Consider the following 17,261-nt stretch of genomic DNA (forward strand, 5'->3'; position numbering starts at 1 on the left):
TGTGACGACACGACGTAGAGGGACGTGATGACGAAGGCCTCCGGTTGTGGAGTGGAACCGTCCAGGAATCGCTGCGGCAACCAGGAGGCCTTCGTATCCCACGCTGACGCCGCTTGACCCGCCAACCCGCATACCGACAAGCCCGCCGCACCTTCAACCGGACCTGACCGACCCCATCTCAAACACGCCCACCGCCATCAGACCAACCCTGCGGCGACTACTGTCAGACGCCCCGACGCCCCCCGCTCGCGCTGAGCGTTGAACGATCTCGCTACGTCGCGGCGAGTTGTGTGAACGTGCAGGTGGTCGGCGAGTTTGCGGATGCTCCACCGGCTGGACGGCCGCCCCAACTTCTCGGAGCGGATGACGGCCGTCTCGACGATTGCTGCCTTGTCATCGGGACTGATCCGGCTGGGAGGCAACCCATCGCCCGCCTCGGTCGGATCGGTGAACCGGCTCCCCGACGGTCGACTCTGAGTAGCTGCTGACCTTCTTGATCACTGAGCCGCCGCACGCGCACAAGATCCGCCTGGGTGAAGAAGGGTCGCGAGGTGCGCGGCGAGGCCACCGGCACGGGTGGCTGTCGGGCGTCGGCGGCGTGCGGCAGGGCGGCCATCGCTCGTTTGTGCCGGGTAGCCGAGGGTAGCCAGGGCCTGTCCGGGACGGGAAGGGCGGGAGCATGGTCGAGCTGAAGTTCTTCGACAAAGTGGCGGCACGGGCGGGCGTTACGCCGGACACGGCGCAATCCCTGACCGTGGCCACCCTGCGTACCCTCACTGAGCGGATCAGCGGCGGCGAGGCGGCGGACCTGGCCGACCGTGTGGCGTACGAGCTACGCCAGTTCATGGTCAAGGGCACGGATGAGCCGGAAGCTTTCGGTTACGACGAGTTTCTGCGGCGGGTGTCCGACCGCGCGGGGGTGGAGCGCGGCGTCGCAGAGCGTGGCGTGCGGGCCGTACTGCAGACCTTGCACCGCGTGGTCGGGCACGGCGAGTTCGAGGATGCGATGGCGCAACTGCCGGAGGACCTCCGGGCCCTGGCCCGGCCGGTGCCCCGCGGGCCATGACCGGTACCGGCCCTGGTTGGCGGCCGTTTCGCAAGACGTTCCTCCGGTAAGTGGCTCGTAGCCTCGTCACCTTACGAAATGAGGGACAGCAGTCCTTTTCTTCTCCCTCACGAGAGGGATTCCTGCGGTCGCCGTGGAGGTTCCTGCTTCATCGCCGATTGCCCGCATAGGCTTCCGGTCGGAGTTCACCCAGCGCGTCAGCGCACGCGCCGGCGTGGCGTACTCCTGGCCCAGAAGGGACGTTGCCCACGCCCGCAGGTGCCTGGGAAGGCAGAGTCGAAAAGGATGCCGGTCGCGGACACCTACGAGACTCTCCAACTGGTCGGGAGGGAGAAGCCGTGAACTTCACCGAGTTTCTCGAAGCGGTGAGGAGGCAGGCGGGACTGCCACCGACGGAGGCGGCGAACGTCATCCGAGCCACGCTAACGACGCTGGCGGAACGGATAAGTGGTAGCGAGGCCCGCAATCTGGCCACGCAACTTCCCGAGGAGTATCGAGGGTACCTGCACAAGGAAGTGGATTTCGCCGAAATTCTCGATCGTGTGGAATTCCTGAACGAAGTGCGGACGCGGTCAGGATTGGATGACCAGCGGGCGGCTGAAGGTGCTCGCGCGGTATTGATGACCCTGCGCGAGGCAATGAGCGCCGACGAATTCGAGAACCTGGACTCCGAGCTGTCGGAGGACATTCGGCAGCTGTTTCATCCGGAAGGCCGAGTCTGGGCTTGACACGAGCCAGACCCTGGGCCGAGCGACGGGACAGCCCATGTCGAGCCGGCGGGCGGTCAGGCCAGACAGACCACGCAGCAACTGACTCAGAACCGTGTGGCAGCGGCAAGATCCGGGCGGTTCAGGGCGCGTTGGGTCACCGCAGGGGGCAACAGCAGCAGAGCTGATCGAGGTCCGCCGTGGTGTGTTGCTGCCGCACGTGGGGCAGGGGGCCCGCCCGGGTGCGGGTACGGCTGGAGGAGCTCGCGGCTGGGGTGTTCGCGGGGTTGCCGCGGTCGGGCCCCATCGACTACTCCGGTGCCAGCGTCCGCAGGCCGACAGTGCGGTGGAGAAGATTTCGGCCAACCGAACCGCTCGACATCCTTCGCTGGAGCCGTCCCGCTCGAAAGCATGGGTGCCCCGGCGCCGGGTACCCGCCGGGCATGGGTAGCCACAAGCGCAACAAGCATGACAGCGGCGGCGAGTCGGCGCGGGGCCGCCGGCATCCGGGCAGCGGAGCGCGGGGCCGGCAGGGGGCCACCGTGGAGAATTCGCCGGACCAGCGACACGAGCGCACCGCGACCGGATCGGCCGGGACCGAGCGCGACCATGGCCGGTCGAAGACGTCCCGAGAGGGAAGGGTCAACCGGCAGGGTACGGCCTGACCTGCGGTCACCCCCTCCGTGCACTCGTCGGTCCGCTCCGCGCCTGCGGGGAGTAGATGCCGCATCGCCGACGGGTGCCCGGCTATGCTCCCGGCTCGATCCCCGACCTCCCGATCGGCGCGGTTGAGTCGGCCGCCGTGCTCGCGTGGAGGCTTGTCCCAGGACGGGAAGAGGTAGACCTCGACGAGCCGGTCCCGGACTTCCGCTCACGAAACGGTCCCCAGCGCGCAGTCCCGGTGGCTCATTGCGCACTGCGCGGGCCGGTCGCGAGGCGCGGCCGAGCATGGCGGGCCGTCGATTCGCCGCTCTCGGAGCAGCCCGATCCGGTGACCGCTCGGGGTTTCCCCTGCCCGAACCGGTCAAGCCGGAACGCTGAACGGGTGGGCAGCGATCGGGAGGACCGGTGCGCGCCCGGGCGAGAACGAACCGACCAGCAACCGTATGCGCCGGATCGCGCTCGGGCACGCGCTGCTCTCGTACAGCTTCGGAACCGGCATCCTGGCCGTCACCATGAAGCTGGTCAGCAACCTGGGCCAGTCGTGACCCGCGCCGCATGACATGCGCCCGTCGCCGGAGCGGCTCCGCGATGGCGAGATCGCCGCGCCAGGTGACCACGAGCGGAACAGACGGGAGTGCCGGATGCCGGTCGCCGGTGGCAGGAAAGTCGGTTGATAACCACGAGGATGGTTCTGGTGGTCGTGATGGCCCTGGTTGTCGCAGCGGGCCTGCTGGCCGGCGTGCTGGTCCAGCATCGGGCCGGTGGTCGTAGCTACCGTTGGCTGCTCGCGCCGCTGTACCGCGCATCCCGACGCCCCACCGTCGCCGTGCTGCTCCTCGCGGCGCTGTATGTCGGAATCCACGCGCACCCCGGCGCCGGACCCCCCATCGTCCGGCGCGTCGTCGTGGTGCTGTTGATCGCGAGCGTTGCATGGCTGGTGCTTCGCGCCCTGCACGTCGCCGAGAGGGCCGCGTTCAGCCGACTGCCGGGCGAGACGCCGGCCGACCGCCGGGTCCGGCGCGCCCGCACTCAGATTCGACCGGTACGGCGCCTCACCTCGGTCGTGGTGACGGTCGTGGCGATCGGCCTGATCCTCACCACCTTCCCTCCGCTGCGCACCATCGGACTGTCCGTGCTCACCTCGGCGGGTGTCGTCGGCGCGCTGCTCGGCCTGGCCGCACGCACCGCGCTCGGCAACGCCTTCGCCGGCATCCAGGTCGCCTTCGCCGACGGACTCCACGTCGGAGACGTCATCGTGGTCGACGGGCAGTGGGGGCGCGTCGAGGAGGTGAAGCTGACAAACGTGGTTATCCGGCTCTGGGACGACCGGATGCTCATCCTGCCCACCAGCTGGTTCACCGAGCACCCCTTCCAGAACTGGACCCGGCATGAGACGCGGGTGGTCGGCGAAACCCGGCTCCACGTCGATCACACCGCCGACCTGGACGACCTCCGCGCCGAGACGAGGCGGATCGTGGAATCTTCACCACTGTGGGACCGGCACCAGTGGGTGCTGCAGATGGTGGATGCGACGCCCCAGACCGTCGTCGTCCAGGTCCAGGCATCGGCGGCCGACGGGCCGAGTGCGTGGGACCTCCGCTGCGACGTCCGCGAGGCCCTTGTCCGGTACCTGCGCGACCACCACCCCCAGTGGCTGCCCCGCACCCGCGGCGAGTACCACCCCTGAGTCCGCACACCCGCCGGCCGCCGAGTCCGGGAAACTCGGATGTATCCGCGACCCCGCCGTGCAGGACGTCGTCGCCGTCTTGATCCCGGACACTGCGGGCGGTCCAGCGCAGCAGGACCGGTCCGGCGTCGATGCGGGTGCGGAACAGGGCGTACGGCTTGCGCCGCGGTCCTGTCCCCGCTGGTACTTCGGCTGTCGGTGTAGCTGGTTGACGGTGACGTAGAGGTGCCCGTCCGTGGCGACGGACATGGTGTCCGGCCAGAGCAGACGGGGATCGTGCACGACGGTCTCGTACTCTCCGTCCGGCCGCCGGCGCAGCACGACGTTGTTCTCGTACGAGGGGCGCACTTGCTGTTCGAACTGGTCGTACAGGTATTGCGGTCCCGTGCTGTGGGACTCCGTCCCCACCGCCGAAACGCTCGGCGACGCTACAGCATCTCCAGCGGTTGCGGACCGGCCGGCGGCGGGAACGCCGTGTCGAGTGCCGCCATGTCCTCCTCGCTCAGTTGCAGGTCACACGCTTCCGCGTTCTCCCGGGTGTGTTCGGGGTTGGACGACCGGGGGATGGCCGCGACGCTCTCCTGCCGCAACAGCCAGGCCAGCGCCACCTGAGCGGGCGTCACCCCGTGCCGGGCGGCGGTCTCAGCGACTTGGGGGTGGCCGAGCAGCCGGCCCTGCTCGATCGGCGAGTACGCCATCACCGGGATGCGGTGCGCGAGTTGCCACGGCAGCAGGTCGTGCTCGGGACCGCGGCGGGTGAGGTTGTACAGGATCTGGTTGGCCGCGCAGTCACCGCCGCCCGCCTCGACTAGATCCGTCATGTCGGAAACATCGAAGTTGCTCACGCCCCACTGCCCGATGTCGCCGGCGTCGACGAGTTCGGCGAACGCCTCGATCGTCTCCGCTAGTGGATGTGAGCCGCGCCAGTGCAGCAGGTAGAGGTCGATGTGGTCGACGCCGAGTCGTTGCAGGCTGCGGCGGCAGGCTTGCACCGTCCCCCGTCGGCTGGCGTTGGACGGGAGCACCTTGTCGACCAGAAAGACGTCGGAGCGTCGTCCGGTGATCGCCTCGCCGACGAGTTCCTCGGCGGCACCGTCACCGTACATCTCCGCAGTGTCGATCATCGTCATGCCCAGGTCGATCCCGGTCCGTAGGGCGGCTATCTCGTTCTGCCGCCTCTCGGGGCTCTCGCCCAGGTACCAGGTTCCCTGGCCGAGCACGGGCATCGTCTGGCCGGACGGTAGCTCGATCGCGTCAAGAGCGAGGGTCATTTCGTCACCTTTCCGGAGCAGCCTGGGCACCAGTAGGTTGCCTGCTTTGCCCGCTACGACAGGCAGCACACCTCGTAGCGGACCTTCTCCGCGGGGGTCGTCGCTGTGCAGAGGGCAGGTGGCCGCATTTTCGCCCCAAGTGACGTTCGTCGGTCTGTTTGCCCGTGCCCGCACCGGGAAGGCGAGCGCGTTCGAGCGATGCGTTGCCGACGGGGCGGCGCCGCGAGGGAGGGCCGAGAAATGGCGCGGAGCCAGCAGCCACTGACCGGCAAGCGAATCGCTTGCCTCGCCGCCGACGGGGTGGAAGATGTGGAGTACACCCAGTCCCGGGCCGCCGCGGAGCAGGCGGGGGCCGAGGTTCACCTGATCTCGTTGAAGTCCGGCGAGATCCAGTCGATGAACCAGGACATCAGTCCGGCCAACCGCTATCGGGTGGACCGGACCCTGGACGAGGCCGATCCGGCCGACTACGACGCCCTGTTGCTGCCGGGAGGGACGGTCAACCCCGACCGGCTCCGGATGAACCCACAGGCGATGGACTTCGTCCGGGCGTTCTTCCAGCAACAGAAGCCGGTGGCGGCGATCTGCCACGGCCCCTGGTCGTTGGTCGAGACCGGAATGGTCAACGGCCGGACCGTCACCTCGTTCCCCAGCCTGCGCACCGACATCCGCAACGCCGGCGGAACCTGGGTCGACCAGCAGGTACAGGTGGACAACGGACTGATCACCAGCCGCAACCCCAGCGACCTCCCGGCCTTCTGCGCCAAGATGGTCGAGGAGTTCGCCCAGGGTGAAGACGTCCGCCAGATGACCACAGCCTAGTAGTGCTTTGCTAACTGCTCCTAGCTCAATGAGGTTGGCGCAACCGGGCGGACGGGAGGATCGTTCTGTCTGAACGTGAGGAGGGGTGAGCGGCCGCCGTGGGTCGTCTCGCCGGTCATCGCCCGACGCGGCACAGGACACGGCTCCGGACTCGGCACCCGACGCCGGGTCATCGAGCAGACCATCGCTCTACTGCACTGGTTCCGCCGCCTCCGCATCCGCCGGGATTTCCGCGACGACATCCACGAAGCCTTGCTCATCCTCGGCTGAGGGTCGAGAAAGCCGGGCCGGGGCTGAGCCCTGCGGCGGCGGTCCCGCCGCCAAAGTGCCACCGCTGCGCCTGACAGCGACGGATTGAGGTGGTTTTCGAGGGGTATCCCCGGCTCCTACGGGTCGCGCCGACCGTCGTGAATCGGAATGCCCGGCCGGGTGCGACCGGATACGGAGGCAATCTGTGACTGGACTGGCAGTCCGAGATGCAGCTGAGGCCAGGCAGGACGAGGTACGGCGGCGGGGACGCGGGCTCGGTTGGATGAGTCTGGGGCTGGGCGTGGCACAGCTGGCAGCGCCGGACACTGTGCGCCGGATCAGCGGCGTGGACGACTCTCGGACGTCCCGGACGGTGGTGCAGCTGGTCGGGGCGCGGGAGCTGGTACACGCGACCGGGCTCCTGACGAGCCGACGGAAAGGCATCTGGGCGTGGACCCGGGTCGTGGGCGATGCGATGGACCTGGCCGCGCTCGGAATTGCCATCGCCCACCGCGACGGGCGACGCCGACGACGCCTCGTCGGTGCCACGGGCGTCATCGTCGGCATCACGGTGGTCGACCTGCTGACGGCCGCGCAGGCGACCCGCTCCAAGAAAACCGGCGCAGCGCGGGCGGCACGGGGCTCGCGCCAAGGAGGATCCATGGAGCTGACAGCCACGACGACCATCCGCAAACCCCCACGGGAGGTCTACGCGTTCTGGCGCGACCTCGACAACCTCCCGACGTTCATGGCACACCTGGAGGAGATCCGCGCCACCGGTGACCGTACGAGCCATTGGTCCGCCAGCGCTCCGTTCGGCAAGAACGTCGGGTGGGACGCGGAAATCGTCGACGAGGTGGCCGGCGAGAGGATCGCGTGGCGGTCGACCGGCGAGGCCGACGTGCCGAACTCCGGCACGGTCCGGTTCGTGCCCGCCCCGGACGGCGTCAGCACCGAGGTGCACGTCGTTATGTCGTACGACATTCCTGGTGGTGCGGTCGGCAAGGTGATCGCCAGGTACTTCGGCGAGGAGCCGCACCAGCAGCTCGACGATGACCTGCGCCGACTCAAGCAGGTGCTGGAGACCGGCCAGGTGGTCCGGTCCGAGGGCGCCCCGTGGGGCAAGCGGGCCCGCAAGGAGTTCCCGCAGCGTCCGGCGCAGCCGCCGTCGGATTCCGAGCTGGCGAAGGGGGCGGACGCGTGAGGGCGAACACCTGGGCGGGCCGCAACAAGGTCAAGGTCCGCGACGTACCGGACCCCAGGCTCCTGAACGAGCGCGATGCCGTCGTACGGATCACTTCCACCGCGATCTGTGGCTCGGACCTGCATCTGGTCGATGGGTATGTGCCCACGATGCAGGACGGCGACGTCATGGGTCACGAGTTCATGGGTGAAGTGGTCGAGGTCGGCCGAGGCGTCGACCCGGCTCGGCTGCGCGTCGGGGACCGCGTCGTCGTTCCGTTCCCGATTGCCTGCGGCGCGTGCGGCGCCTGCGCCGCCGAGCTGTACTCCTGCTGCGAGAACTCCAACCCCAATGCCGGGATCGCGGAGAAGATGTTCGGCCACCCGGTCGCCGGGATCTTCGGCTATTCGCATCTGACCGGTGGCTTTGCCGGCGGCCAGGCACAGTACGCGAGGGTGCCGTTCGCCGACGTCGGTCCACTGAAGATCGAGTCCGATCTGGCCGATGAGCAGGTGCTGTTCCTCTCGGACATCCTGCCCACCGGCTACATGGGCGCCGAGATGTGTGACATCCAGCCCACCGACGTGGTGGCGGTGTGGGGCGCCGGCCCGGTCGGCCAGTTCGCCATGGACAGCGCCCGGGTGCTCGGCGCCGCGAAGGTCATCGCCATCGACAAGGAGCCGTACCGGCTGCAGATGGCCGAACGGGCGGGCCACACGCCGGTGAACTTCGAGGACGTGGACGTGCGGTCCCGGCTGCTGGAACTGACCGGTGGGCGGGGACCGGACAAGTGCATCGACGCGGTGGGCATGGAGGCCAGCCACGGCAGCGCGCCCCTCTACGCCTACGACCGGGTCAAGCAGGCAGTCCGCTCGGAGACCGAGCGCCCGCATGCGCTGCGGCAGGCGATCATGTCGTGCCGCAGCGGTGGCATCGTGTCCGTGATCGGCGTGTACGGCGGTCTGCTGGACAAGTTCCCGGCCGGCGCCTGGATGAATCGGGCGCTGACCCTGCGTACCGGTCAATGCCACGTGCAGCGCTACATGAAGCCGCTGCTGCAGCTCATCGAACGTGGCGAGATCGATCCGACCCGGGTCATCACCCACACCCTGCCGCTCGACGAGGCGGAACGCGGCTTCGAGATGTTCAAGAACAAGCAGGACAACTGCGAGAAGGTCGTCCTCAAACCCTGACCATAAACCGCATCCCCGGTGACCGAGTGGCTGGGGCGGGCCTCAGTGCTCCTGCCTCACCGGACCAGCCGGGCCGTCAGCCGCAGTCTGGTTCAGTCACTGACTGTCAAGGCGAGCAATCGCAGGTTCTCCTCTGACGGGCTGCCTGGGTCAGCGGTGTAGAGGAAGAGCGTCTGGTCCTCGTCGCCGGGCAGAGTCAGGGCTTCGTACCGCAGGGTGATCGGCCCGACGGCAGGGTGGATCATGTGCTTGGTGCCGTGGGTGCGCTCGTGGACCTTGTGGCTGTTCCACCACGTACGGAACTCAGGGCTCTTGATCGTGAGTTCACCGACCAGCTCGCTGAGCCGGGCGTCGTCCGGGTTGCGGCCGGCGTAGAGGCGCAGCGTGCCGACGACATCAGCGGCCACCGACGGCCAGTCGAGGAAGGCGACGCGGGCACCGGGATCGAGAAAGGTCCACCGCGCGTAGTTGCGGTCCCGGGCCGGTAGCCGCGTCCAGTCGGTGAGCAGGGCCCGGGCGAGCAGGTTCGCGGCCAGCACGTCGGTGCGCCGGCCCAGGATCACCGCCGGATGCTCGGTCATCGAGGCGATCATCTGCTGCATGGCCGGGCGGACGCGTTGCGGCGGTGTCTGCCTGACGCGTTGCCGGGCCGGTCGCGCGAGGTCGGCCAGGTGCGCGCGGGCGGCCGGCTCCAGTCGGAACACCCGTGCCAGGGCGTGAACGACCGCGTCCGACGGGGTGCTGTGGCGGCCCTGTTCCAGGCGGGTGTAGTAGTCGACGCTCACTCCGGCGAGATGCGCCACCTCTTCCCGACGCAACCCGCGTACCCGCCGCCCGACCGCTGCGCCCGGTGCGACGATCCCGGCCGTCTCGGGGGTCGTGTTGGCCCGGCACGTCCGCAGAAACTCGCTCAGGTCCGTGTGCGCCGCCATGCCAGAAATTATGGCGCGGCCCGTTTTCCGGCGAGAAGACCGTGCGGGGGCATGGTGTTCCCAGGTAGCGCTGGGCCAGCTGGAACCTGTCGGCGCCCGCGATACAGCGGCCAGGATCGACACCGTCGAAATCCGAACGCCACGAGGAGAACCTCATGTCGCACCCCACCACCTGGTTTGTCACCGGCACGTCGCGGGGGCTGGGACTGGAACTGGTCACCCAACTGCTACGTCGCGGCGACACCGTGGCCGCGACCACCCGCACGGCGCGGCGCCTCGACGAGGCACTCGGCGAAGCCGATCGGTCCCGGCTGCTGATCCTCGAACTCGACCTCACCGACGAGGCGGCCGTCGCGGCGGCCGTGGAGAAGTCCACCCAACGGTTCGGTCAGATCGACGTGGTGGTCAACAACGCGGGGTACGGCTTTCTCGGCGCGGTCGAGGAGGTCTCCGACAGCGAGGCCCGGCAGATGTTCGACGTACAGATCTTCGGAGTCTGGAACGTGCTACGGGCGGTGCTGCCGGCCATGCGGGCGCGACGCGGCGGCCGGATCATCAACATCTCGTCGATCCTCGGCTTGACCGCGTTCCCAGGCTGGGGTCTCTACTGCGCCGGAAAGTACGCCCTGGAAGGCCTCACCGAGGCGCTGGCCGCCGAGGTCTCCGGCTTCGGCATCGACGTGAACCTCATCGAGCCCGGTTACACGCGCACCGACTTCCTGCGTACCACCTCTCTCGGCCTGCCGTCGGCCACGATCGCCGGATACCAGTCGATCCGGGAGATGACCGAGGCGCATCTGGCGATGCCCGGCACCCAGCTCGGCGACCCGGTCAAGGCCGCCGCCGCGATCATCGAAGTGGCCGCCGACGGCAAGGCCCCCTTGCACCAGCTACTCGGCTCCGACTCGTACGGGTTGGCGAAGGCCCGCATCGACGCGCTGACCGCCGATGTCGAGAACGGCCGCGAGGTGGCCCTTTCCACCGACATCACGCCGGACGCGTGATCCGGCACCGGGTCGTCGGGAGATTGTCGCCGTTGACCGCCGTCGCGGTAGGCGAAGACGAGCCGGCCGGCGACCGGCCCGGCCGGCGCGGTGGCGTACGTCGGCATGCCCACCACCTGCATGATCCGGTCCAGAGTCCTTTGTTCGTTCCGGAGGCCCTTCCTCCTGCCACGCCACCGTGCCGCGCGCAAGCCACCGACATCAATGGCCGCTGACCTCACGCGCCGGTCTGCGGGATGCCCTGGACGCCCACCAGGACGCTGCCGCAACCGCGGCCGCCGACAGATACGGTGGTGTTCAACACGACGAGCACGGTCGACCAGCATCGCGACCGGCCCCGCCGCTCTCGCCGCCGACGCCCTGAGCGGACCGTCCGGACGGCCGCTAGACTGCCCGTCGCGACAGGATGACCGTCTGTCAGCCGTGGCCGTGCTGTGCCCTGCTCGGCGAAGGGAAGTGGTGGCCCCAGGTGAGCACGCTGCCGGGACTCGCGGCGGACACCGCCTCCACCGCCTTGGCGATAATGGCCCCGGACGGCCGCTTTCTCTGGTGCAACCCAGCCGGTCACCGGTTGGGTGTCGGACTGGCAGAGTTGCCGCTGGAGCAGATCGGGCCCGACGAGCCCGCAGTGGACCACCCGGTGCGAGGTGCCGACGGGGCCACCAGGTGGTTACGGGTGCGATGTCACGGCATGGAACACGAGGGGCAACCGCTGCGCCTGTACGAGCTGCGTGACGTCAGCGCCGAGCGGCAGGAACGCGACCGTGGGCGCAACTACCGGTGGCGGCTGGCCCACCTCGAGCAACTCGCCAAGGTGGGCACCTGGGAGTGGAACGTACTCACCGGTGAGGTCGTCTGGAGCGACGTGCTGCTGCAGATGTTCGGTCTGCCCGCTGATGCGCACCTCGACTACGACTCCTACCGGCAGATGTTGTACCCGGACGACGTCGCGATGATCGAACGGACGTTGGAGAAGGCCCTGCGCGACGGCGGCTCGTTCTCCTACACGCATCGGATGTACCTCGCCGACGGCGCGACACTGCGCGTCTTCGAGTGCTACGGCGAGGTCTTCCCCGACGCCGCTGGGGCGCCGGCGCGCGTCCTGGGCACCGCCCACGACATCACCGCGATGCGGCGAGTGCAGGACGAGCTGACCAAGCTGGCCGAACGCGACCCGCTGACCGATCTGCCGAACCGCCGTGCCCTGCTGGCCCGCCTCGACGACCTGATCGCCGAGCTGCGGGAACGGTCCGCGGCGTTGCTGCTGATCGACATCGACAACTTCAAGGACATCAACGACGTGCACGGGCACGCGGTCGGCGACGACGTGCTGCGCGTCCTGGCCCGGCGGCTGCTGCATGAGCTGCCCGACGGCACGGTGCTGGGCCGCCTGGGCGGCGACGAGTTCGCGGTCGTCCTGCCGGGGGCGTACGCCGAGGACGCCCTCGCCGTCGCCGAGCGGCTCTGCGACGCCAGTGTCCGCACGCCCGTGCCGTTGGCCGGCACCGGGCTGCGGGTGACCCTGAGCATCGGTGCCGCCTCGCTGGAACCGGGCGACACCCGCGACACCGTGCTCGCCCAGGCCGACCTCGCCCTGTACGAGGCGAAGAACGCCGGCCGCAACCGGGCCAGGCTCTACCTGCCGGAGCAGTACCGGCACGCCGTGCAGCGCGTCAACGTGGTGACCCGGGTCCGCAAGGCCCTCGACGAGAACCGGATGCGGTTGGACGCCCAGCCGATCATCGACCTGTCGACCGGGGAAGTGGTCAGCCGCGAGCTGCTCATCCGGCTGCGGGACGGCGGCGAGCCCAGCCTGTCACCGGCGGAGTTCCTGCCGACGGTGGAACGTGACGACCTCATCGGTGAGCTCGACCGGTGGGTGGTGTCCACCGCCACGCAGGCGCTGGCCCATCCCAAGGCCATGACGGCGGGAATGTGCTTCGACATCAACATCTCGGCCCGATCCCTGGAATCGCCGGGCTTCGGTGACTGGGTGGTGCGCACCCTGCGCGCTGCCGGCATCGACGCGAGCCGGCTCGGCCTGGAGATCACCGAGACTGCGGCGATCACCAATGTCGCCGCGGTGCGGCACCTCGCCAGCACCCTGCGCGACGCCGGATGCCGGCTGAGCCTGGACGACTTCGGCGCCGGGTTCGGCTCGTTCGCCTACCTCAAGCACCTGCCCTTCAGCACGGTCAAGATCGCGGGCGACTTCGTCCGCCAGGCGGATCACGGCGGCGCCGATCCCGTGCTCATCGACGCGGTCGTCCGCGCCGCGCACGGCCTGGGCATGCGAACCGTCGCCGAGTCGGTGGAGCGCGCCGAGCTGGTGCCGGCGCTGCGGACGCTGGGCGTGGACGCCGGCCAGGGCTACCACCTGGGCCGACCGACCCCATTGGACGAACTACTCGGTCGAACGTTCAACTCGCGGCAGGGCGGCGGGGCGACCGGGTCAGTCGTGGGGCATCCTGAACCCTGATCAACCGCCCCGGTTTGGAGACTCAGGTGAACGCACCCCGGACAAGGCCGTTCCCCACCGGCGCCGAACTCGTCACGAGCGACCTCGACGCTGCCCGTAGCTTCTATCAGGACCTGTTGGGCTGGACGTACCAGGCCACCGCCGACGGCTACACCGCGTTCGCCGACGGGGTTCCCGCCGCCGAGCTGCGGTTCGGTCCTGCCCCGGCCCGCTGGTGGACTGTCTTCGGCGCCGCTGACGAGGCCACCGTCCGGGCCGCCGCCGGCGCAGCCGGCGCCCGGCTGACCGGCGACGAGGTGCACGACCCGCTGGGCGGGAGCTTCCGGCTACGCACCGCACCGGCCCCGGTGGCCCCGGGCCTCGGTCGGCCCTGCTGGTACGAGTACATGACGACCGACCCGGCCGGAGCGGACCGGTTCCACACCGCCGCCCTGGGCCTGCGGTCCAGCGTGCCACCCGGCGCCCCCGACGACTCGTACGCCCTGCTCGTCAGCGACGTCGCGCCGGTCGCCGGCCGGCTCGCCACGCCTGCGCCGCTGGATACCCTGCTACCCGCCGGCTGGATGGTCTATCTGGCCGTGGCGGACCCGGACGACGTCGCCGAGCGGGCCCAGCGGGGCGGTGGCGGACTGCTGGTGCCGCCGCGCGACGTGGTGACCGGTCGGGTCTGCGCGCTCGCCGACCCGGCGGGAGCCGTCTTCACCGTCATTCGACCGGCCCACGCCGGTAGCTGACTGCCAGGCGTTCTCCCGCAGGTCGGCGTCACCCCGGCGTCCCAAGACCGGCACCGAGACACGACGGGACCCGGCCTGCCACGCGTTCAGGCATCCCCTCGGAGGATGTCCCGCGATCGCGGGAGCGGGGATCTGGTCAACGACGGGCCGCGCGCCGCCGCAGCCCACCCACCAGCACGACGAGGACGGTCGCTGCAGCTCTCCGGACCCGCATTCCATGCGCACCGCCCGACGCGGCCGGCAGGCCGTCGTGGGTCACGAGCTCTCGGGACGCGTCACGCGGATCCTCCATCACGCAGCGAAGCGAGACGCGCCCGCTCGGTGTCCACATCGAACTCGACGTCACGGGCGGCGACCCGTGTCACGAGTTTCTCAAGCGCGTCGAGCAGCCCGCTGCGCAACAGGGCTGCGGGCTGCCCGGCCCGCAACACGTCCTCACTGTTGTACCGGAGTTCACCGCTCACGGTCCGTGTGGCGAGGCGCAGGCGGGGACGTTGCAGTCCCGTGGGCTCGGACACGACGGTGAGGTCGCCGCCCACCGTCACGAATAGGTCGTAGTCGTAACCCCACTCCAGACCGTGAAGCTCCGTCTGGAGGCGTTTGAGCTCGGTGATCACCTCACCGGGAATCCCCGGTCCGCCGAAGACCGTGCGGAATGAGAGTCGCCCCGTGGTCGGGATGCTCACGCGGTCACGCCGTCCGGGGTGCTGATCCGCCAGAATTTATCGGGCGGCCCCTGCGGGATGACCGGCGAGATCCACTCCGTGACCACCTCAAGCACGGCCCGTTCGAGGTCGTCGCGCGTCCAACCGCGCGGACGCCCGGGCACATCGGGCTCCCAGCCCTCCTCGCCCCAATCGACCCCGAAAAGGTGGCGCTCCTCGTCGAACCGCTGATGCAAAGCGAACGCGGCGTCACCGCAGAAACGCACCCACACGTCGAAAGGCCCCTCGCCATCCTGGTCGACGAACACATCGATAAAGATGCCTTCGACGTCGCCTCCGGCTTCCTCCGCCGCCAAGCGGAACCGAGCCAGCCGGCTCGCCACCTCCGCCGTGCGCGTGGCGAGGATCGACCCGAGCTCGTCTGCGTAGTCCCGCGCATCCATCTTCGCAGGCTATCTGCGCTGCCACCCGAGAACGAATCACCGCTGCGCGCCTTCCCCATCCAAGCCGCCGGCACGCTCACGACATGACGAGGACCGCGCAATCGCCGCTCACCGTGGCAGCAGTTGAGTCCTCCCTGAAGCAGTCTCATTCCCTCTGAGTAATGGCTCCGGTCGGTCACGAACGTGCCGTACCCCACCCGTAATGGAGTGCCGCACGTGTCACCTACACCGTGCTGTGGGAAGACCGGGCAGGTACGTCGGAGCGCAGGCTTGCGGCGAAGGCGACTGAACCGAGAGCCGCGGAAGCGGCCGCCGCCAGGCGGCAGCTTCCGAACAGCGGCGCGTCGTCGACGGGGAGTGCCTGCGGATCTCCCGGAAAGATCGACGATGGTGATCTGGTCGATGCGCGGTCGGCGTCCGGGGGTGAGGGCGAGCAGGGGGCCGAGGGTGTCGATGACCCGGTGCGCGGCGGAGTGCGACACCCCGAAGAGCGGTCCGATCTGCCGCATCGTCAGGTTCGTGCGCCAGTACGCGGCCACCAGCAACACCCGGTCGGCGAGGTCGAGCGACCACTGCCGGCCCGGCCGACCGTCAGCGATCGCGTCACCACCACGCTCGGCGACCAACCTGACCAGCCTGCGGAACTGGGCGGGCTGCAGCCCGGTGAACGGGATGATCCACTCCGGGCGGGCCGCCGAGATCACCTGCACCCGAACATGATCCACCATGGACCAAGCATCGAGTTACGAGACGTCCTTCAGGCATGTTGCTTTCGGATGCCCAGCGGTCGTTGTTCGAGGGGATGCTCCTGAGAGGGCGGTCCGCAGTAACTTGATCTGATCTATGCGTTGCGTCCGGTTGGCGGCCTTCCGGCGGGTTCACAATGCATAGCGCCAGGTCGATCTGCGGGATGTGAGTCTTGGTCGTGACTGTCGGGCGGCTGCGGCGTTAGCCGGAACGGTGTGCGCAGTGGTGGCGGGCATGCCGTCAACCACACGGTCTGATCGTGGGGACAGCATGCGTGACGGCGGCGTCGCGGGTGAGGTGGCCGTAGGTATCGATGGTGGTGGCCACGTTGCTGTGGCGCAGCGTCTTGGACACCACGGCGATCGGCACCCCTCGGTTGATCGTGATCGTGGCGGCGATGTGTCGCAGGTCGTGCACCCGAATCGCCGGAAGCCCGGCGTCGGCGGTGAGGCGCCGCAGGTGGTCGAGCACGTACTGCGGCCGTAGGGGTTGCCCGTGGGTCTGGCGAACACGAGGTCGAGATTGTCGTGATGGCGGGTGGGCACCTGTTGCCGGCATTGGCGGCGGCGTTGCCGCTGCAACGCGTCGACGGCGCGGGTGGACAGGGCGATCCAGGCCCGGCTGCCGTGGGTATTAGGCGCATTGAACATGCTGCGGCTGTTGTCGACGCTGACCAACGTTGAGCGCACGAACAGTGCCCGTGCATCGAGGTCCGCGATCTCGCAGGAACGCCTCCTGCTCGCGGGATTGAGGCAGCGGTCCGCGCGACCACACGTCGCTGTCGGCACCTCATGACCTGCGTCGCCTTGTGTCATGCTGCTCAGCATCGGGCGATCCGGCCCGATGCTGAGCAGGTGCCGCCGGTTCGTCCATCCGCTCCAGGTGCGAGGAGGTCGCGGGCGGCTGGCCGCCGCACGGTCATCGCGCGCCGCGTGGTCAGGACTGCAGCGGGCGCACCTCGACAATCATCTCCGTCTCGCAGCAGATGTCCAGCGTCAGCGCGGCGACGGTGACCGCCGAGCGGGCGTGCCGTCCGCGCTCGCCGTACAGGTCGATGAGCAGGTCCGAGCAGCCCTCGGCGACCACCGACGGCTTGTTGAAGCCGGGCTCGCCGTAGACGTATGCGTTGATCTTGACGATCCGGACCACGTCGTCCAGGTCACCGATCTCCTGACGCAGCGAGGAGAGCAGGGCGAGCGCGTTGTAGCGGGTCGCCGCACGGGCCTCGGCGACGCCGATGGTCACGCCGACGGGCCCCTTGAAGGGGTAGCCCCCCTCGTGGAACGGACCGTGGCCGGCGAGGTGGACGAGGTTGCCGGTGCGGACCGCGCGGACCCGGCGAGTGCCCGGCTTCTCCGGCAGCACGGGCAGTTCCAGGCCCAGTTCCGCGATCTTCTTCTCGATCTCCATCGTGCT

17 protein-coding genes and 1 pseudogene are annotated in these 17,261 nt (G+C 69.2%); 11 read left to right on the forward strand and 7 right to left on the reverse strand.

Going from position 1 to position 17,261, the window contains the following annotated elements:
- Positions 1–679: 679 nt before the first annotated feature.
- From H1A17_RS01875 to H1A17_RS01885, 4 genes are all read left to right on the forward strand, one after another.
- Entirely contained in the window at positions 680–1,066 is a 387-nt protein-coding gene (locus H1A17_RS01875) for a DUF2267 domain-containing protein (protein ID WP_145919182.1), read from the forward strand.
- A 338-nt stretch (positions 1,067–1,404) separates the two neighbouring features.
- A complete protein-coding gene (locus H1A17_RS01880) occupies positions 1,405–1,794 on the forward strand; it encodes a DUF2267 domain-containing protein (protein ID WP_194820858.1) in 390 nt (129 codons plus the stop codon).
- Between the two features lie 1,085 nt (positions 1,795–2,879).
- Positions 2,880–2,981 (forward strand): DUF1345 domain-containing protein, encoded by a 102-nt coding sequence (locus tag H1A17_RS34120; protein WP_228542750.1) that lies wholly within the window; start codon positions 2,880–2,882, stop codon positions 2,979–2,981.
- A 140-nt stretch (positions 2,982–3,121) separates the two neighbouring features.
- Positions 3,122–4,123: a mechanosensitive ion channel family protein gene (locus H1A17_RS01885; protein ID WP_228542751.1), complete on the forward strand. Its 1,002-nt coding sequence runs from the start codon at positions 3,122–3,124 to the stop codon at positions 4,121–4,123.
- Positions 4,124–4,551: 428 nt separating this feature from the next.
- Here the strand turns inward: H1A17_RS01885 and H1A17_RS01890 are convergent, their stop codons facing one another.
- Entirely contained in the window at positions 4,552–5,394 is an 843-nt protein-coding gene (locus tag H1A17_RS01890) for an aldo/keto reductase (protein ID WP_194820859.1), read from the reverse strand.
- 240 nt (positions 5,395–5,634) lie between these two features.
- Between H1A17_RS01890 and H1A17_RS01895 the strand changes: the two genes are divergently transcribed.
- The 4 genes from H1A17_RS01895 to H1A17_RS01910 all read left to right on the forward strand — a co-directional run bounded on the left by H1A17_RS01895 (position 5,635) and on the right by H1A17_RS01910 (position 8,841).
- Entirely contained in the window at positions 5,635–6,216 is a 582-nt protein-coding gene (locus H1A17_RS01895; RefSeq protein ID WP_194820860.1) for a type 1 glutamine amidotransferase domain-containing protein, read from the forward strand.
- A 75-nt stretch (positions 6,217–6,291) separates the two neighbouring features.
- Positions 6,292–6,486 carry a hypothetical protein gene (locus tag H1A17_RS01900; RefSeq protein WP_194820861.1) on the forward strand — a complete coding sequence of 65 codons (195 nt, stop codon included), beginning with the start codon at positions 6,292–6,294 and terminating at the stop codon, positions 6,484–6,486.
- A gap of 640 nt (positions 6,487–7,126) precedes the next feature.
- Positions 7,127–7,669, forward strand: coding sequence for an SRPBCC family protein (locus H1A17_RS01905; protein WP_194820862.1), 543 nt, complete (start codon positions 7,127–7,129; stop codon positions 7,667–7,669).
- Positions 7,666–8,841: a zinc-dependent alcohol dehydrogenase gene (locus H1A17_RS01910; protein ID WP_145919185.1), complete on the forward strand. Its 1,176-nt coding sequence runs from the start codon at positions 7,666–7,668 to the stop codon at positions 8,839–8,841. Before H1A17_RS01905 ends, H1A17_RS01910 begins: the two co-directional genes overlap by 4 nt.
- Positions 8,842–8,933: 92 nt before the next feature.
- Here H1A17_RS01910 and H1A17_RS01915 read toward each other — a convergent pair whose 3' ends face one another.
- Positions 8,934–9,773, reverse strand: a complete 840-nt coding sequence (locus tag H1A17_RS01915) for a helix-turn-helix transcriptional regulator (protein WP_194820863.1) — start codon at positions 9,771–9,773, stop codon at positions 8,934–8,936.
- A 155-nt stretch (positions 9,774–9,928) separates the two neighbouring features.
- On the opposite strand from H1A17_RS01915, the gene H1A17_RS01920 reads away from it, so the two are divergent.
- The 3 genes from H1A17_RS01920 to H1A17_RS35445 all read left to right on the forward strand — a co-directional run bounded on the left by H1A17_RS01920 (position 9,929) and on the right by H1A17_RS35445 (position 13,990).
- Positions 9,929–10,777 carry an SDR family NAD(P)-dependent oxidoreductase gene (locus tag H1A17_RS01920; RefSeq protein ID WP_194820864.1) on the forward strand — a complete coding sequence of 283 codons (849 nt, stop codon included), beginning with the start codon at positions 9,929–9,931 and terminating at the stop codon, positions 10,775–10,777.
- Between the two features lie 691 nt (positions 10,778–11,468).
- Entirely contained in the window at positions 11,469–13,256 is a 1,788-nt protein-coding gene (locus tag H1A17_RS01925) for a bifunctional diguanylate cyclase/phosphodiesterase (RefSeq protein WP_194820865.1), read from the forward strand.
- 26 nt (positions 13,257–13,282) lie between these two features.
- Positions 13,283–13,990 (forward strand): VOC family protein, encoded by a 708-nt coding sequence (locus H1A17_RS35445; RefSeq protein WP_194820866.1) that lies wholly within the window; start codon positions 13,283–13,285, stop codon positions 13,988–13,990.
- A 275-nt stretch (positions 13,991–14,265) separates the two neighbouring features.
- Here H1A17_RS35445 and H1A17_RS01935 read toward each other — a convergent pair whose 3' ends face one another.
- From H1A17_RS01935 to H1A17_RS01955, 5 genes and pseudogenes are all read right to left on the reverse strand, one after another.
- A complete protein-coding gene (locus H1A17_RS01935; protein WP_194820867.1) occupies positions 14,266–14,676 on the reverse strand; it encodes a hypothetical protein in 411 nt (136 codons plus the stop codon).
- Positions 14,673–15,098, reverse strand: a complete 426-nt coding sequence (locus tag H1A17_RS01940) for a DUF6389 family protein (RefSeq protein ID WP_145919191.1) — start codon at positions 15,096–15,098, stop codon at positions 14,673–14,675. The genes H1A17_RS01935 and H1A17_RS01940 overlap by 4 nt, the downstream gene beginning before the upstream one ends.
- Before the next feature lie 325 nt (positions 15,099–15,423).
- Positions 15,424–15,808 (reverse strand): annotated as a pseudogene (locus H1A17_RS01945) (transposase family protein); the annotation flags it as partial.
- 277 nt (positions 15,809–16,085) lie between these two features.
- The gene (locus H1A17_RS01950; RefSeq protein WP_194820868.1) at positions 16,086–16,403 is read right to left on the reverse strand and encodes a tyrosine-type recombinase/integrase; all 318 of its coding nucleotides are present in this window, start codon (positions 16,401–16,403) and stop codon (positions 16,086–16,088) included.
- A 378-nt stretch (positions 16,404–16,781) separates the two neighbouring features.
- Entirely contained in the window at positions 16,782–17,255 is a 474-nt protein-coding gene (locus tag H1A17_RS01955) for a RidA family protein (RefSeq protein ID WP_088643340.1), read from the reverse strand.
- Positions 17,256–17,261 lie beyond the last annotated feature (6 nt).

Origin of the sequence: Micromonospora sp. S-DT3-3-22 (assembly GCF_015354745.1) — a bacterium.
Lineage (GTDB): Bacteria > Actinomycetota > Actinomycetes > Mycobacteriales > Micromonosporaceae > Micromonospora > Micromonospora wenchangensis.

Excerpts from the sequence above, each read along its gene's own strand:
- H1A17_RS01890 (WP_194820859.1), bottom strand. The coding sequence starts at position 5,394 with ATGACCCTCGCTCTTGACGCGATCGAGCTACCGTCCGGCCAGACGATG.
- H1A17_RS01940 (WP_145919191.1), bottom strand. The coding sequence starts at position 15,098 with ATGGATGCGCGGGACTACGCAGACGAGCTCGGGTCGATCCTCGCCACG.
- H1A17_RS01955 (WP_088643340.1), bottom strand. The coding sequence starts at position 17,255 with ATGGAGATCGAGAAGAAGATCGCGGAACTGGGCCTGGAACTGCCCGTG.
- H1A17_RS01885 (WP_228542751.1), top strand. The coding sequence starts at position 3,122 with ATGGTTCTGGTGGTCGTGATGGCCCTGGTTGTCGCAGCGGGCCTGCTG.
- H1A17_RS01920 (WP_194820864.1), top strand. The coding sequence starts at position 9,929 with ATGTCGCACCCCACCACCTGGTTTGTCACCGGCACGTCGCGGGGGCTG.
- H1A17_RS01925 (WP_194820865.1), top strand. The coding sequence starts at position 11,469 with ATGGAACACGAGGGGCAACCGCTGCGCCTGTACGAGCTGCGTGACGTC.
- H1A17_RS01895 (WP_194820860.1), top strand. The coding sequence starts at position 5,635 with ATGGCGCGGAGCCAGCAGCCACTGACCGGCAAGCGAATCGCTTGCCTC.
- H1A17_RS01875 (WP_145919182.1), top strand. The coding sequence starts at position 680 with ATGGTCGAGCTGAAGTTCTTCGACAAAGTGGCGGCACGGGCGGGCGTT.
- H1A17_RS01950 (WP_194820868.1), bottom strand. The coding sequence starts at position 16,403 with ATGCCGGCAACAGGTGCCCACCCGCCATCACGACAATCTCGACCTCGT.
- H1A17_RS01905 (WP_194820862.1), top strand. The coding sequence starts at position 7,127 with ATGGAGCTGACAGCCACGACGACCATCCGCAAACCCCCACGGGAGGTC.
- H1A17_RS01915 (WP_194820863.1), bottom strand. The coding sequence starts at position 9,773 with ATGGCGGCGCACACGGACCTGAGCGAGTTTCTGCGGACGTGCCGGGCC.
- H1A17_RS34120 (WP_228542750.1), top strand. The coding sequence starts at position 2,880 with ATGCGCCGGATCGCGCTCGGGCACGCGCTGCTCTCGTACAGCTTCGGA.